Raw genomic sequence first — 14,905 nt, forward strand, 5'->3', positions numbered from 1 at the left:
GGGACGGCGTCCTCGAATCTGGCCGCGTGCACCTCGCGCTGCTTCTGCCAGGCCTCCTGGTAGTCGACGGCTTCCTCGCCGAATCCGGCCCCGCGCCGCCCTGCCCGCCCTCTGCGCCACGCAGATCGTGAGCTGGGGCATCGTCTACTACGCCTTCCCGTCCTCAACCCGCAGATCACCGCCGCGGCCGGCCGGAGCGACCACCGCCGCGTTCTCTCTCGGTCTCGTCGTCTCCGCCCTCGCCGGGATCCGCATCGGGCGCACCCTCGACCAGCGCGGCCCACGCACCGTCATGACCGCCGGCTCGGTGGCCGGCGTGGTCAGCCTGCTGATCGTGGCCGCGGCCCCGAACATCCCGGTCTTCTTCGCCGGCTGGGCTCTGGCCGGGCTCGCGATGGCATCCACCTTCTACCAGCCCGCGTTCGCCGCCCTCACCCGCTGGTGGGGCCCCGGCCACGTCCGGGCCCTGACCACCGTCACCCTCGCCGACGGCCTCGCCTCCACGATCGTCAGCTGCTTCCGGGAAGCCGCGTACGACGAGCCGGACCTGGCACGGCTAGCACGCCGACTGGGCGTCAGCATGAGCCGCTACACCGCACTGCTGCCCAGCGACCGGATGGAGCACTTCGCCACGGCCCTGCTCGTCGAAATCCCCGACGCCGGGGCAGTTGCCAGGATCGTGAACTGCGGACACCCTCCTCCGCTGCTGCTCCCCGCAGGAACAGTCCGTGAGGTCCCCTACGGCTCCCTCACCACCCATCAACCTGGGCGCGCCGATCGGCGCGGACTACCGCATCGACACCATCTCCTTCGCTACCGAGGAGCTGCTGCTCTACACCGACGGCGTCACCGAGACCCGCGATCGCACCGGCGCGTCCTTCCCGCTGGTGCAGCACGCGGGACAGTGGGAAGCGGACACCCCGTCCCGGCTGCTCGGGCAGTTGCACAGCGACCCGGTCCGCCACAGCCGCGGCCGTCTCGACGACGACATCGCAGCCCTCGCCGTCCGTGCGGTGGCCGGCGCGGCGCCGGACAGACCGTGATGCGGGCTGGGCGGCCTTGACACTGAATCCGCCAGCGAGCTATGCGTAGGCATGTTCCCACGGGAGGCATGCGAGTGTGAGAAGGGCTCGCGGCTGGCTCGCGGCTGCCGTCATTCGACTATCCGATCTATCAACGCAGCTGATCAACAAAGAAGTTGGCCGCAAGTCATGCCCGATCATCCCGAAGAGTTGATCAGAGCAGTGCTATGCAGTCGTTGACGGCCCCGGAGTCTCAGCTCAGACGCCAGGGGCATGTACCCCGCTGGCAGGTTCCCGCGCTTCAGACCCGCCGTTTCCAGAAGCAGGGCACCTCGTTGAGTCGACCGGGTGAATGCCCGGAAGTCCGATGGCAAGGGGGACAGCGGCTACCGAGGATTCCCCGCGTACGGCCAGATCGGTGAGTAACCGTGCGTGCTTACGTGATGGTCGATCGCCGCGGCGGCCGGAATGTCGGCGGAATGGGTATGAATACGCTTGGGAAATAAGGCAGTTGAGAAGGTAGCGGTAAGCGGGAGACCACAGTTGTTGGTAGCCGGCGCCATGCTGGGCGTCGCCGCTTCGGTGCTGATGTGCGGGCTGGCCGTGGTGTTGGTTCCCACCTGGTGGCCGCACCCGACGGTGGTGGCCGTTGCGGTGCTGTTGATCCTCGGCGCCGGGTTCGCATCGATCCACGCGTGCTTCGTCCGTCTCGATCCTGGCACTTCGGGGTGGCCGCAGTCGTGAAGGGTCTGCCGGCTCTGGGGTTGTTGGGGTTTCTCGACCAGGCCGTACTGGATGTGTGGGGCGAGCCGGTGGACACCGTTGTCACGAAGTCCGTACGGCACGAGAGAAACTCTCCTGCGGGGAGGTCACCGGGTCCTGGTGGAAGTGCTCGCTGGAACGGCTCGACGGTACGGAACTCGAGGGGAAGCTGCGGAAGTCGGACCTCGTACCGCTCGGGAAGGCATGTCCCGCCGACGCGAAGGCGGGAGACCGGCTCGTGGTGTACGCGGTGCCAGGAGGCTTCGCCGCGCCGCAGATGAATGCCCCCGTCGGTGGTGTGTGGCCGGTCGCCACATTCACTGCTGCCGCCACGGTGACGGCGGCGACGTTCACGGCTGTCGACATGGCTCGTGCGGGTGCGTCCACGAATCCTTCGTAAGCCCCCGCAGGCCCCCGTACCGGTCGCTCTCCTCAGCTGGGTCAGTCCCCGTCGTCGAACCACTGCCCGCCACAGCGTCGGCAACGCTCGCCCCACCACGGGTCGTCCCAGTCGTGCTCGGTGACCACGTGGTTGTCCGTCTCTCCGCAGCGTCGGCAGATCTGTGCGTAGTCGCAGGGCGTGGCCCTGCGGTAGTAGGTGACATAGTCCGGCCGCTGCGCCGCCGGGAGGATGTCCACCGGCACGAGGTCGTTCGCGTGCCGAACGTGTCCGTATTCATGGCCGCAACGGACACAGGCAACAGTCTTTCGGCACGGGGCGTCCGTGGGTTGCTCGCGCCCGTGCTGGTGCAGCACACTGGACCGCCTGAGCCGATCGCAGAACGCACACCGCCACTCGTGAAGGCACGAGGTGGCAGGGTGACCGAGCTCGTCGGGCGTGAAACGCCGGTCCCGGTGGAGCCCGAGCCGGCACAGCATGCGACGTATGACCCCGGGATGCCGGAGGGACGAGGTCATCTGTGCGGCGCTCCCCAGGTTCGTAACCACGACGGTCGGCGTGCCGACCAGCCCCTTGCGTGCATCGTAGGACGCGATTGCACGACAGCGAATGCCCCCGGCGAACAACGCAGCCCTGATGTCCTTCGAGGAGTTCCTCACCAGAGGGCCGGGGACACCCGGCTCCTGATCCCGTGCCGCCTCCGGCCGTGACCCACTGCGACATTCGCGGCCAGTCGCCTCCCCGCAACCTGCACGCGTACGTGGAGAACGGCGGCACTCTCATCGTCCCCTACTTCTCCGGCATCGTCGACGAGCACGACCCGGTGCACCCCGGCCCGTACCCCGGCGCCTTCCGTGACGTCCTCGGCCTGACCGTGGAGGAGTTCTCGCCGCTGCTCGCGGGGGGACTCGGTGCGGCTGTCCGGCCCGGACGGTGCAGAACTCATGAGCGACGTGTGGACCGAGTTCGTGGTCCTGCGGGGTGCCGAGACCGCCTGGACAGGTCGATCGAATGGGGCCTCCCCTGCTCGAGCGAAGCCGAGAGCTTGGGGACGGGTGGACAAGCACGCGAAGCTCCTGGTGGCCGCGGGCGATCCTGGTCGAGAACCCGTCCACCAGGAGCTTCGTCGTTCCGCAGAACTGCCCAACGCACGAGCATCAACGGCAGGTTGAAAAATGATCTCTGAGTGGCCTCGGGCATGGCCGCGCCGATGGCGGCCTTCGCGCCGGACTCCTCCCCCGCCTTGCAGTCGTTGCGGTTGCCGGGCAGAGGCCGGCCGACCACGACGACCAGACGGGTGTCGGCGTCGATGACGACCTGACGGTCGGTGGAGCATCGGTAGTTCTTCGACTGCTCGGCGACGGCGTGATCGCGGGTGGGTACCAGGGTGCCGTCCACGATCAGCACGGTGTCCTTCGCGAACCGCTTACGGGGCTGGAGAGCAAGCATCGGCCCGGAGTGATCGATGATCCGGTCCGCCGCCGACTTGGAAACCCCCAAACAGCGGGGCCAGCTGGCGCATGGTCAGGTTCGTGCGCCGGTAGGCCGCGACCAACAGTGCCCGGTCCTCCGGCGACAGGCTCCACGGCCGGCCCTGCGGACCACAGCCGCACCCTCGCGCCGAGGAGCCGTCACCAGCCTCCCGAACTGCCGCGGGCTCAGCCCCGTGAACGAGGCCGTCCAGGACGGCTCCGACGTCGCGGTCACACCAGCAACGGCAAGATCATTCCACTGCTTCCCGCCCACCCTGCTCGAACGCGAGGCGGCAGCGTTCGACCTGCTCAGCCACCTTCTCCATGAACCAACGCATGATCTCGTAGGGGACGACGTGCTCATCATGGCTGTGGATGTGGACGGCCGGTTCCAGACCCGGATCCTCGTGGGGGACAAACGCCACCAAGAAGGCGGCTCCAGGCAGGTACTTCTCGGCGCTGGGGTTCTCGGCCCACGCGGCCGGCGCCAGCACAGCCCCACTCAGCTCCACAGCCCAGGCATCGTCGGGCAAGGCGTAGTGACATCCTGCATGTTCTCGCAGCTCGGCGGGCATGACGGCAGGCTGCCACAGGCGCGAGGTCCGAGTCGCGGCGGCCCCACCAGCCTTTGCGGACCAACCCTTAGACAAGCCCTGTCTTCCCAGTTCAGAGGTACTCTCCGGTGATCTGACCGTCGGTTGGACATCAGCTCGCACGTGTCACAGGGCCCAGGATCCAGGCAGTTCCATCAAACTGTCGCCGACGATCAGAAGCGGTCGCCGCGAATGCCACCGCGCATCGTCCGCCTGGCCGTGCAGCGGCACGGTAGCCAGTTGGAAGCGGGCATCCAGCGCGTCGAGCTCCGCCTGCCGCGTGGCTCGAATCCTGTCGGTGAACACGGGCCATGCCTCCGCCAGCCATCTGCGGCAACGCAGCATGTTCGCGTACTCCCAGACGAGTTCGGCGTCGAAGCCCTCTTCGACATCCTGCACCAACGCCTCCCACGCCTCCATCATTGCGTTGAGCGTCACCATCCCGTACCGCGCCGCCAGACCTCGGCTTGCCCGATGCACCGACTCGTAGTCATCTGCGCTGAGCATCTCCATGTCCATGGGCACAGCCTGCCGGCTGTTCCACGCGGGATGGGTGCGTCACTCAACAGGTGAGGTCACCGCGGCCAAGACGAAGACCGGGCCGAGATGCAACAGCCCAGGTCACCGGCAGTGGAAGCAACCGGACAAGAGACTGATCGAACGATCGTCATGAAGGCCCGAGGCCAGGCCCTGCGTCCTGACGGCCGTCTCGTCCTGTCCACCAGCCGTCCGAGCGCCGACTGGCTTGCCGACGGAGGCAGTTGCTTCGACGCCCGCCACGTCGAAAAAACCTGGGCCGACGGGATGCCGCGCCGCTACTGGCGCCAGCCCCCTCGAACGCTGGGTCGCAGAGGTCACCGAGGCCGGCTTCGTCATCGAGCGCCTCGTGGAACACCGTCCCGCCCCGCAATGACCCAACGCCACCCCCCACGAATACGCCAAACTGTCCCGCGAGCCCGGATTCATTGCCCTCCGACTCGCCAAGAACACCACGGCCGCCCCCCTGGCGGGGCAACACCACGAACGGGAGCCTCATGCTGACCTGGGAGAACAAGCGATGAGCACACCGACCGCAATCGTCGTGAGCGGCGGCCCCGGAACAGGGAAGACCACCCTCGCACACGAGCTCGCCCACACTCTCGGCTGTCCCGCGATCATCCGCGACGAGATCAAGCAGGGCATGGTCATGTCCCACCCGGGCTACCAGAGCGGCGGCGACGATCCCCTCAACCATCCGACCCTCGACGCCTTCTTCGGCACGCTCAGAGTGCTCCTGGAGGCCGGCGTCACGCTCGTCGCCGAAGCCGCCTTCCAGGACCGGCTGTGGCGGCCGAACCTCGAACCCCTCACCGGCCTCGCGCACCTCCGCGTCATCCGCTGCACAACCGCGTCCGAAGTCGCCCACGACCGCATCGCCCAGCGCGCCGAGGAAGACGCGCACCGGGCCGCCCACGGCGACCAGGACCTGCTCGAAGCCATCGCCGCGGGGGAACACTCCCTCGACTCCTGGGTGCCGATCTCCCTGGACGTCCCCACCCTGACCGTGGACACCTCGGACGGCTACCAGCCAGGGCTCCAGACCATCGCCGACTTCGCCCGGGGCTCTCTTCACGACGGACCATCGCCCGAGCCGGAGGCGGGCGGCTGAGGAAAGCGTCGGGCGCTACCTCGGGCCACGCCCGAACACATGTCGGCATACGAGGTTCTCTCCCCAGGTGGGTACGGGCGAACGTCCTCGGCTGCTTGGCCGCCGCACGGCCGGGCCAGCCGACAGCCCGCCAGCCTCGGGACAGGGCAATCGGTCCGCAGCCCCATCGCTCAGCAAGGTCCGAGGGCTCCCTTGACGGGCCGTCGTGTCCCGCACCCTGAGAGCCCATCTTTGAACCTCGGTCGAGCTCGTGCACGCGGTGAGGCCTTCGAGGGCGTCGATGGTGCGTCCACCGGGGGAGGCGTCAGCCGTCCGGCACGCCCGGCCGATCAGGGGTTCTGCCGGCCGGGAGTCGCGGCGGTCCTCGGGTGACGGCGCAAGCCCGTGTGATCCAATGACCGCGGAGCCGGGACCTCGCGAAGGGAAACACGAAGGCATGTCGACGGTCATACCTGTGCCCGACAACTGGCAGTCGATGTTCAGCAGTTGGGACGAGCTCCGGCACGGCTACCATGCCGGAGACAAGGACGAGACGGTGCGCGGCTGCGCCCGCCGGCTCGAGACGACGGCGTCGGGGTTGGAGGGCGATCCCGTGCTGTTCTGGACGCTGGGCCTGTTGATGCTCGCCCCCTACGTGGCCTTCGGCAACCCCGGTCCGGGAGTCGAGGATAAGGTCGTCGCTGTACTGAGCCGGGTCGCGCGCGGTAACGACGGCAGGACGTGCGCGCACGGCTGGCATCCGTACGAGGCCGACGTGGACGATGTGCTCGAACACCTTCCCGCCTGCCTGGAGGTGCTGAGCTCCCCAGTGAACCAGGCCCTCGACGACCTGCTTCCCGAGGACCTGCTTCCCGGGCTCTCCCTGGATGAACTCGAGGACGAGGAGGCCGAACCCGCGAACCTCTCCGGGCCCGAAATCCTCGCCCGCTGGCAGTGCCCGCGTACCGCACCGGGATTCGCCTGCGCGGCCCTCGACTACCTGGGCGCAACCGTCCGCTGAGGGCGACGACTCCTCAAATGTGACTGATCGTTTCAGAATGATGTCCGGAGTCGTCTCAAGCAGATGATGCTACAGGCGAGTTGGAGCAGCCCCAGATGGAGGTCGGCTCGTTTCTCGTAGCGGATCCGGAGCCGTTTGAACTGGTGGAGCCGTGCGAAGGCGCGCTCGACGACCCAGCGGGTCTTTCCCAGGCCGGAACCGTGCGCTGCGCCCTTGCGGGCGATCTTCGGTGTGACGCCGCGAGCACGGAGAAAGCGGCGGTACTTGTCGTAGTCGTAGCCGCGGTCGACGAACAGCCGCCCCGGCCGGTGCCTCGGCCGCCCGCACGTCCCGCGGAGGCGGGGTATCGCATCCAGAAGTGGCATCAGCCGAGTGACATCGTGACGGTTTCCACTGGTCAGCGAGACGGCCAAGGGGTGCCGTGCCGGTCGACGATCAGGTGGTGCTTGCTGCCCGGACGCACGCGGTCGACCGGCGAAGGTCCGGTGCGAGCCCCCTTGACGTTCTGCAGAGCCGAACCGAGCGCCGGGAGATCTCCACGGCACATGACCTGAGACCCGGACGACGAGCTGGCTACCGGGCCCGCCGCCCGGCCGCACCCCAGCGGCTTCGACCAACTGCTCGACACCGCTGTCTGACCCACCCGCCCGTCACCGTCCTGTCCGGATTCCTCGGCGCGGGCAAGACCACCCTGCTCAACCAAGTCCTCGGCAACCGTGATGGTCTGCGCGTCGCCGTCATCGTCAACGACATGAGCGAGATCAACATCGACGCCGCCCTCGTGCTCGGCAACAAGGCGGCCCTGTCGCGCACCGAGGAACGGCTGGTCGAGATGACCAACGGGTGCATCTGCTGCACCCTGCGCGACGACCTGCTCGACGAGGTCGACAAGCCGGCCCGCGAAGGCCGCTTCGACCATCTCCTCATTGAGTCGTCCGGGATCTCCGAGCCGATGCCGGGGGCCGCCACCTTCGCGTTCACCCGGGACGACGGCGCCACGCTGGACGACGTCGCCCGCCTGGGCACCATGGTCACGGTCGTCGACGCGACCAACCTCCTGCCCGAGCTGGAGAGCGGCGACGAGCTGGCCGAGCGCGGACTGGCCCCGTACGAGGACGACGAACGCGCCGCAGCGCAACGGGAGTTGAGCCGCCAGCCCTGCGACGCCAGCGCCACTCGTGTGCGCAACCGCGATGCCGTGGACGGCCGCCCCCGCGGCCACCTGCACACCTTCGGCCTGTCCCGCATCTGCGTACGAGAGATGGCTCACGCGGGCGAACTCCCCGGGGTGATCAAGAGCAGTCGGTGGCCCCCGACCGCCACGACCTCAGCATGATCGAAGGCTTTTTGGAAATGATTGTCATTATGCTAAGGTCCTGGCACCGCCCGCACTTTGCCGGGTCTTTACTCCTCCTGTCCCCTGCTTCCATGGCCCTGCGTCTATGAGCGAAGGTTCACGTGCGTCTCCCTGCCCTTGCCCGCATGTCCCGCCGCGGTGCCCTGGCCGCGATAGCCGTCGCGGCCGGCTCCGCCACTCTCACCGGCTGCTTCTCCGGCAGCCCCACCGAAAGCTCGGACTCCGGCTCCTCCGGCAAGCGCATCCGCGTCGCGCACATGCAGCCACCGCGCTCCGGCCTGTCCCCGCTGTCGGACGACGCGTTCAAGCTGTCCCGCTGGGCGACGGCCGAGACGCTGGTCCGGCTCGACGCCGACGGTGACGCGAAGCCGCTGCTTTCCACCAAGTGGCGCCAGAGTGGCCGTACTTGGATGTTCGAGATCCGCGATGGCGTCACCTTCCACGACGGTACGAAGCTGACGGCCACCGACGTCGTACGGTCCCTGCACACCGCCGCGACCGCCTCCCCCAAGCCACGCATCCTGGACGGCGTGGACCTGACGGTGCAGGCCACCGGGCCGCACACCGTCACGGTGACCACCGGCGAGAAGGACCCGCTGGTCCCGCACCGCCTCAGCTCGCCGCAGCTTTCCGTCCTCGCGAAGAAGGCGTACAGCGGGAAGACGGTGAACCCGCTCGGCGCGGGCACCGGCCCCTTCGAGCTGGTCAGGGTGAATGGCACGTCGTCGGCCACCCTCGACCGCTACGAGAGGTACTGGGGCGGCAGGGCCAAGGCGGCCGGCATCGACGCGACGTTCGTCCCCGACGGCACCGCGCGTGCCGCATCCCTGCGCGCCGGGGAGGCCGACGTGGCCGAGGCGGTCCCCGTCTCCCAGGCATCCCTCCTGGACGAGAAGTTGATCACCGAGGTGCCGATGCCGCGCACCAACACGCTGTACCTGAACACCTCATCGGGGCCGTTCCGCAGTGCCGCGCTGCGGGCCACCGCGCGCGAGGCGATCGACGCGAAGACCATCGTGAAGAGCGTGTACGAGGGCCGGGCCGACGTCGCCGACGGGCTGCTCGGACCGGCACTGCCGTGGGCCGCGCAGTTGCGCGGCGACGTGGCACGCAAGAAGGCGGGCGAGCCCGACGGGGCCGAGATCACCATCGGCACCTTCACCGACCGGGCCGAGCTGCCCGAGGTGGCCCAGCTGTTGCAGCAGCAGCTGGAGGAGGCCGGGTTCAAGGTCACGCTCGAGGTGCGGGAGTACGCGAACATCGAGGCGGACGCGCTGGAGGGGAAGTTCGACGCGTTCATTCTGTCGCGGGCGACCGTGCTCGACTCCGGGGACCCTGCCGCGTATCTCTACAGCGACTTCGCCTCGGACGGTTCCTTCAATATCGCGCAGCTGGAGAACGAGGGCGTGGACACCGTCCTCGACACGGCGGCCTCGACGGCGGCCGGTGCGGCGCGGCGCCGTGCGGTGATGCGGGGCGAGGCGGCCGTGCTGGCCACGGACGCGGCGATCCCGATGCTGCACGAGCGGGTGATCCAGGGGGACGCCCAGGGGGTGCGCGGAGTAGCGCACGACCCGCGCGAGCGCGAACTGATCACTGTGAACACCTACGTCGACTGAGGTTCTCCGCGTCATGAAGGTGTGGATCAGCAGGGCGGCCGGGCTCGCGGCCGTCGTCGTACTGGTGGGGCTGCTGCCCTGGCTCTCCGGGAAGGACCCGGCGCTGAGCCTGCTGCGCGCCCGCACCGCGGAGCAGGAACCGACGCGGGAGGCGCTGGACGCGATCCGCAGCGAAATCGGTCTGGACGCCGGGCCGTTGGGGCTGCTCGGGCAGTGGGCAGCGGACGCGGTCCGCGGCGACCTGGGGATGTCCTGGGCGTCGGGCGCGGAGGTACTGCCGTCGGTGATGTCCGGGCTGACGGTCTCCCTCGCGCTAACGGGCGCCGCGTTCGTCGTGGCGCTGGTGGTCGGCTCGGCCCTGGCGCTGCCGACCATGCGGCGCGGACGCCGTACGTCGGGCGCGGTGGCGGCGATCTTCGGGGCGCTCCCGGAGTTCCTGCTGGCCACGCTGCTGCTGATCGTGGCGGGTGTGTGGCTCGGCTGGCTGCCCACCTCGGGATGGGCCGGGCCCGCCGACATGGTGCTGCCCGCGCTCGCACTCGGCGTTCCGGGAGGCGCGCTGCTCGGCCGTCTGGTCGCCGACGCACTGCCCGCCGTGCTCGATGAGCGGTGGGTTCAGCTGTGGCGCGGGGCCGGGGTCACCCACCGCGGCATCACCGCCGCCGCACTGAAACGGGCACTGCCCCCGCTGGTCCCGCAGTTCGGCATGGTGGTCGTCGGCCTGACCGGCGGCGCGGTCGCGGTCGAGACGGTCTTCGCGATCCCAGGTATCGGCCGTACGTCGCTGGGGGCGGCGAAGTCGCAGGACGTACCGCTGCTGCAGGGCTGCGTTCTCGCTCTGCTGCTGCTCGGCCTCGCCGTGGGCGCGGCGGCGGCACTGCTGCGGCGCAGGATGCTCGGCCCGGGGCTGCGCGACGCGGGCCTCACGCTGCCGCCCGCCCGCCCAGTGCGCGTACCGAAGGCGGTCCCCGTCGCCCTCGCGGCGCCGCTCGTGACGGCGATTGTCTGGGGCCTGTTGCGCGCCCCTTACACCGTCCGCCCCGACCTGCGCCTCGCCGCCCCCTCGTGGGCGCACCCGCTGGGCATGGATGCGCTCGGCCGAGACGTGCTCGCGCGCCTCGGGCACGGCGCGGCGACCACGGTCGGCACGGCGCTGGCGGTCTGCGTCCTGTCGTATGCGATCGGACTCGTTCTGGGCTTCCTGCCCTCGCTCGCCACGGGCCTGTCGGACATCGCGAACGCGCTGCCCCCGGTGATCGTCGGCATCCTGGTCGCCGCGGCGGCCGGCCCCGGCGCCGGCGGGGCGGCGGTCGCAGTGGCGCTGATCTCCTGGCCACCGCTGGCCGCGCACGCGGCGGCGCTGGTCCAGGAGACGCGGGCCTCGGGATTCCTCCAGGTCCAGAAGGCGATCGGCGCCTCGCCCACCTGGATCCTGACCCGCCACGTCCTGCCCTCCGTGGCAGCCCCGGTGGCCCGCCACGCGGTGCTGCGCCTGCCCGGTATCGCCCTGGCCCTGGCCTCCCTCGGCTTCCTGGGCCTCGGCGCACAGCCGCCATCCCCGGAATGGGGCCTGCTCCTCGACGAGTCAGCGGACTACGTGGAACGCGCCCCCATCCCGGCGCTCGCCCCGGCCGCGGCCCTGTGCCTGCTGGCCGCGCTGGCGGTGTCCTTGTTGGGATACGCGCAAGGGCGACCGGGCGGTCGTAGTCGCCCACACGGCGGCCTCCCCCTCCTGCGGCGGGGCACGACGAAGGAGGACCCCGCCCAACCGACCACGCCACCCTCAGCACCCGCGCCGACCCCGACGATCGCGAACGGAGCATCTGCTCCCGGGAGTTGAGTCCGCAACGGCTTCCACCCGCGATCCCGACCACCAACCTGCCCGTACGACGAGGACACGACCGACCCAGCCCCCGCCACACTCCCACGACCCCATCACCGCGAAGGGACCTTCGGTGTCCACGCCTGACCGCACCCCTGCCTCCGCCCCCAAGTCCAGTGCCGTTCCCCTCCTCCGCGTCCGTGACCTGCGCATCGCCTTCGAAGGCGTCAACGTGCTCCGCGGCCTCGACCTCGATGTGCGGTGCGGCGAAGTGCTCGCGCTCGTCGGGGAGTCAGGCGCCGGGAAGTCGCTGACCGCCTGGGCCGTGCTCGGAATGGTGCCCAGAGAGGCCCACGCCAGCGGCGACGTGCTGCTCGACGGGCGGCCCGTCGGGCCCGGCGACCGGGGGCGGCGCATCTCGCTCGTGCCGCAGGACGCGCTCTCCGCCCTGTCGCCCGTGCACACCGTCGGCGACCAACTCGGCCGCGCCCTGCGCTCCGTGAGCCCCGGGCTTTCCCGGCGCGACGTACGGGCCCTGGCCGCAGCCGCCCTGGACCGGGTCGGGATCGCGGCAGGCAAAGCATCCGCGTATCCGCACGAGTTCTCGGGCGGGATGCGGCAACGCGCCGTGATCGCCATGGCAATGATCAACGAGCCCGATCTCGTCGTCGCCGACGAGCCGACCACCGCGCTCGACCCCGAGACGCAGGAGCAGGTGCTCAGCGTGCTCACCGAGCAGCGGGCCGCCACCGGCGCCGCGCTGCTCCTCGTCACCCACGACCTCGGCACCGTACGCCGGCACGCCGACCGGACCGCCGTCATGTACGCCGGACGCATCACCGAACTCGCCCCCACCGACCGCCTGATGGCCGACCCCCGCGCGCCCTACACCGCCGGACTGCTCGCCGCCCTGCCCGGCGAGGGCGGCCGCCAACTCCCCCACAAATCCCGGCTGCCCGTCATCCCCGGCCAACCGCCCACCCCCGGCACGATGCCGCCGGGCTGCGCCTTCGCCCCGCGCTGCGCGCACGCCGTCGACCGCTGCCGCACCGAACTTCCCTCGCCCCGCCCCCTCGACCACGACCGCGTCCTGGCCTGCCACCGGAACTTGGACCGCACCGCCCTACTGAAGGCAACCGCATGACCACCGCGACCGCGACGCCCGCCCCTCCCCTCCTCGACGTCCGCGATCTCGTCATCCGTCGCGGTGCGACCACCGTCGTCGACGGCGCCTCCTTCCACATCGGCAGGGGCGAAACCGTCGGGCTCATCGGACCCTCCGGGTGCGGCAAATCCTCCACCGTCAACGCCGTACTGCAACTGCGCCGTCCCCAGAGCGGGCAGGTGCTCTTCGAGGGCCGCGACCTCACCCGGGTCCGCGAACGCGAGCTGCGCACGACTGTCCGGCCGCGCATCCAGCCCGTCCTCCAGGATCCCTACGGCTCGTTCAGCCCGCGCAAGCCGCTGCGCGAGCAGATCGCCGAACCGCTGAAGGTGCAGGGCCGCTGGTCTCGCACCACCGGCCCGGGGCGCGTCGCCGAACTCCTCCACCAGGTCGGCCTGGACGCCTCTCTCGGCGACCGGCTCCCGCCCGAACTCTCCGGCGGTCAGTGCCAGCGCGCAGGCATCGCCCGCGCCCTCGCCTCGGACCCTGCGCTCCTTCTCCTCGACGAGCCCGTCTCCGCCCTCGACCCGTCGCTGCGCGCCGGCATCCTCAACCTGCTCCTCGATCTCCAGGAACAGCTCGGCCTCGGCTACCTGTTCATCTGCCACGACCTCGCCATGGTCCGCCACTTCTCGGACCGCGTCCTCGCGTTGTCCGGCGGAAGGACCGTCCCCGCCTGACAGCCCTCGCCCGCCTCCTCGTCTGCAGCCGGTTCGCCTTCAACACCGGCTTCTACGCCGTACTGCCCCACCTCGCCGACCACTTGAGCTCCGGCCTCGGCCTCGGCGGCCCCCTCGTCGACCTCGTTCTCGGTCTACGGACCTTCTCGCAGCAGGGCATGTTCGTCGTCGGCGGCGCCCTCACCGACCGCTACGGCCCGCGCCCGCTGGTCCTCGTCGGGTGCGCGCTGCGCGTCGCCGGGTTCGGCTGGCTCGCGTACGCCGCTGCCGCCTGGTCGGTCATCGGATCGGTGATGCTCATCGGGTTCGCGGCCGCGCTGTTCTCCCCGGCGGTCGAGTCGGAGATCGCCCGCGAGGCACTGCGCATCGAGCAGGCGGGCGCCCCCGCCCGCACCCGGGTGCTCGCCAAGTTCTTCGCGGGCGGCCAGGCCGGAGCGCTGATCGGGCCCGTGCTCGGCGCGGCACTCCTGTATGGCAGATTCCGCACGGCATGCCTCGCCGGCGCGGCGGTGTTCACACTCGTCCTGGCCGGTCACGCGCGCCTGATGCCACACGGCGCCCCGCACGTCACCCGCTCGCCCCTCACCCCGAGCCCCGCCCTCACCCACCGCCGCTTCCTCCTCCTCGCCCTCGCCTACTCCGCCTACCTCCTCGCCTACAACCAGCTCTATCTCGCCCTGCCCGCCGAACTCGACCGTGCCACCGGCTCGCAGGCCGCCCTCGGCTGGCTGTTCGCACTCTCCTCGGCCTTGGTCGTCTTCGGCCAGATGCCCCTGGAACGGCTCGCCACCGTCCGTCTCGGCCTTGCCTGGCCCGCGATGATCCAGGCTGGACTGCTGCTGCTCGGCGCCGCGTTCGTGGTGCTGCTCACGCTCGGCCAGATGCTGGTGGTCCCAGCGGCGCGGGCGGGCGTCACGGCGCTGGTGGCGGAGGAGCGCCTCGGCCTGTTCACGGGCGCGCTGTCGTCGGTCTCCGGCCTGGTCGTACTGGCGGGCAGCGTCCCCGTAGGCGCCCTACTGGACACGGATGGTCCGGCACCGTGGCTGATCCTTGCCACGGTGCCGGTGCCGGGACTCCTTCTCATACGGCCTCTTGCAGGTGGTCCGAGACCAGGAGAAGACCCGCCACGACTCACAGCCTCGGCTCCCGTTGGACAACCGGGGCACACGAAGTAGCGTCGTGGCACGAGGACATCGAGAAGAAGATCCTGGCGATCCCCGACGCCCGGCCCGTCATCGTGATGTGCGGAGTCATCTAGGTGCGGAGTCATCTAATACTCCAGTCAGATTTCGTGTCCTGAGCTGCTGGTTATCGTTGTTCGGGTATGGACGTGATACCTGAAGTCGATTGCTGGAAGGTCGAGTT

Annotated in this window: 11 protein-coding genes and 8 pseudogenes; 13 read left to right on the forward strand and 6 right to left on the reverse strand. The window is 70.0% G+C overall.

The genetic code is table 11. The features are described from left to right. A pseudogene (locus ACWCXX_RS38185) lies at window positions 1-86 on the reverse strand (lipoyl(octanoyl) transferase LipB); the annotation flags it as partial. On the opposite strand from ACWCXX_RS38185, the pseudogene ACWCXX_RS38190 reads away from it, so the two are divergent. From ACWCXX_RS38190 to ACWCXX_RS38200, 3 genes and pseudogenes are all read left to right on the forward strand, one after another. Continuing rightward, window positions 83-652, forward strand: a pseudogene (locus tag ACWCXX_RS38190) (hypothetical protein); the annotation flags it as partial. The pseudogenes ACWCXX_RS38185 and ACWCXX_RS38190 sit on opposite strands and share 4 nt — an antisense overlap. Before the next feature lie 73 nt (window positions 653-725). Next, a pseudogene (locus tag ACWCXX_RS38195) lies at window positions 726-1,043 on the forward strand (SpoIIE family protein phosphatase); the annotation flags it as partial. Between the two features lie 540 nt (window positions 1,044-1,583). Next, window positions 1,584-1,766: a hypothetical protein gene (locus tag ACWCXX_RS38200; RefSeq protein WP_451135504.1), complete on the forward strand. Its 183-nt coding sequence runs from the start codon at window positions 1,584-1,586 to the stop codon at window positions 1,764-1,766. 459 nt (window positions 1,767-2,225) lie between these two features. On the opposite strand, the gene ACWCXX_RS38205 is transcribed toward ACWCXX_RS38200, so the two are convergent. Next, the gene (locus tag ACWCXX_RS38205; RefSeq protein WP_451135506.1) at window positions 2,226-2,423 is read right to left on the reverse strand and encodes a hypothetical protein; all 198 of its coding nucleotides are present in this window, start codon (window positions 2,421-2,423) and stop codon (window positions 2,226-2,228) included. Window positions 2,424-2,929: 506 nt separating this feature from the next. Between ACWCXX_RS38205 and ACWCXX_RS38210 the strand changes: the two are divergent. Continuing rightward, window positions 2,930-3,185, forward strand: a pseudogene (locus ACWCXX_RS38210) (beta-galactosidase trimerization domain-containing protein); the annotation flags it as partial. Window positions 3,186-3,381: 196 nt separating this feature from the next. Here the strand turns inward: ACWCXX_RS38210 and ACWCXX_RS38215 are convergent. The 3 genes and pseudogenes from ACWCXX_RS38215 to ACWCXX_RS38225 form a co-directional block, all read right to left on the reverse strand. Further along, window positions 3,382-3,930 (reverse strand): annotated as a pseudogene (locus ACWCXX_RS38215) (transposase family protein); the annotation flags it as partial. Beyond that, window positions 3,908-4,231, reverse strand: a complete 324-nt coding sequence (locus ACWCXX_RS38220) for a hypothetical protein (RefSeq protein WP_451135508.1) — start codon at window positions 4,229-4,231, stop codon at window positions 3,908-3,910. The gene ACWCXX_RS38220 and the pseudogene ACWCXX_RS38215, both read right to left, overlap by 23 nt. Before the next feature lie 144 nt (window positions 4,232-4,375). Next, entirely contained in the window at window positions 4,376-4,768 is a 393-nt protein-coding gene (locus ACWCXX_RS38225) for a hypothetical protein (RefSeq protein ID WP_451135510.1), read from the reverse strand. Between the two features lie 538 nt (window positions 4,769-5,306). Between ACWCXX_RS38225 and ACWCXX_RS38230 the strand changes: the two genes are divergently transcribed. Together ACWCXX_RS38230 and ACWCXX_RS38235 are read left to right on the forward strand one after the other, a co-directional pair. After that, window positions 5,307-5,897 carry an AAA family ATPase gene (locus ACWCXX_RS38230; protein ID WP_451135512.1) on the forward strand — a complete coding sequence of 197 codons (591 nt, stop codon included), beginning with the start codon at window positions 5,307-5,309 and terminating at the stop codon, window positions 5,895-5,897. Between the two features lie 436 nt (window positions 5,898-6,333). Beyond that, entirely contained in the window at window positions 6,334-6,897 is a 564-nt protein-coding gene (locus ACWCXX_RS38235; protein WP_451135514.1) for a hypothetical protein, read from the forward strand. 32 nt (window positions 6,898-6,929) lie between these two features. On the opposite strand, the pseudogene ACWCXX_RS38240 reads toward ACWCXX_RS38235, so the two are convergent. Next, window positions 6,930-7,393, reverse strand: a pseudogene (locus ACWCXX_RS38240) (IS5 family transposase); the annotation flags it as partial. Between ACWCXX_RS38240 and ACWCXX_RS38245 the strand changes: the two are divergent. The 7 genes and pseudogenes from ACWCXX_RS38245 to ACWCXX_RS38275 all read left to right on the forward strand — a co-directional run. Further along, a pseudogene (locus tag ACWCXX_RS38245) lies at window positions 7,340-7,939 on the forward strand (GTP-binding protein); the annotation flags it as partial. The pseudogenes ACWCXX_RS38240 and ACWCXX_RS38245 overlap by 54 nt on opposite strands. Window positions 7,940-8,014: 75 nt before the next feature. Further along, window positions 8,015-8,233: pseudogene (gene rpsN / locus ACWCXX_RS38250) on the forward strand (30S ribosomal protein S14); the annotation flags it as partial. A gap of 146 nt (window positions 8,234-8,379) precedes the next feature. Beyond that, complete coding sequence (locus ACWCXX_RS38255; protein ID WP_451135516.1) at window positions 8,380-9,873, forward strand: ABC transporter substrate-binding protein; 1,494 nt, start codon at window positions 8,380-8,382, stop codon at window positions 9,871-9,873. A 13-nt stretch (window positions 9,874-9,886) separates the two neighbouring features. Next, entirely contained in the window at window positions 9,887-11,713 is a 1,827-nt protein-coding gene (locus tag ACWCXX_RS38260) for an ABC transporter permease subunit (protein ID WP_451135518.1), read from the forward strand. A gap of 115 nt (window positions 11,714-11,828) precedes the next feature. Beyond that, the gene (locus ACWCXX_RS38265) at window positions 11,829-12,839 is read left to right on the forward strand and encodes an ABC transporter ATP-binding protein (RefSeq protein ID WP_451135520.1); all 1,011 of its coding nucleotides are present in this window, start codon (window positions 11,829-11,831) and stop codon (window positions 12,837-12,839) included. Beyond that, complete coding sequence (locus ACWCXX_RS38270; RefSeq protein ID WP_451135522.1) at window positions 12,836-13,540, forward strand: ATP-binding cassette domain-containing protein; 705 nt, start codon at window positions 12,836-12,838, stop codon at window positions 13,538-13,540. The genes ACWCXX_RS38265 and ACWCXX_RS38270 overlap by 4 nt, the downstream gene beginning before the upstream one ends. Next, entirely contained in the window at window positions 13,462-14,715 is a 1,254-nt protein-coding gene (locus tag ACWCXX_RS38275; protein ID WP_451135524.1) for an MFS transporter, read from the forward strand. Before ACWCXX_RS38270 ends, ACWCXX_RS38275 begins: the two co-directional genes overlap by 79 nt. Window positions 14,716-14,905: the final 190 nt, after the last annotated feature.

The sequence above is a fragment of the Streptomyces sp. NPDC001732 genome (assembly GCF_053596315.1).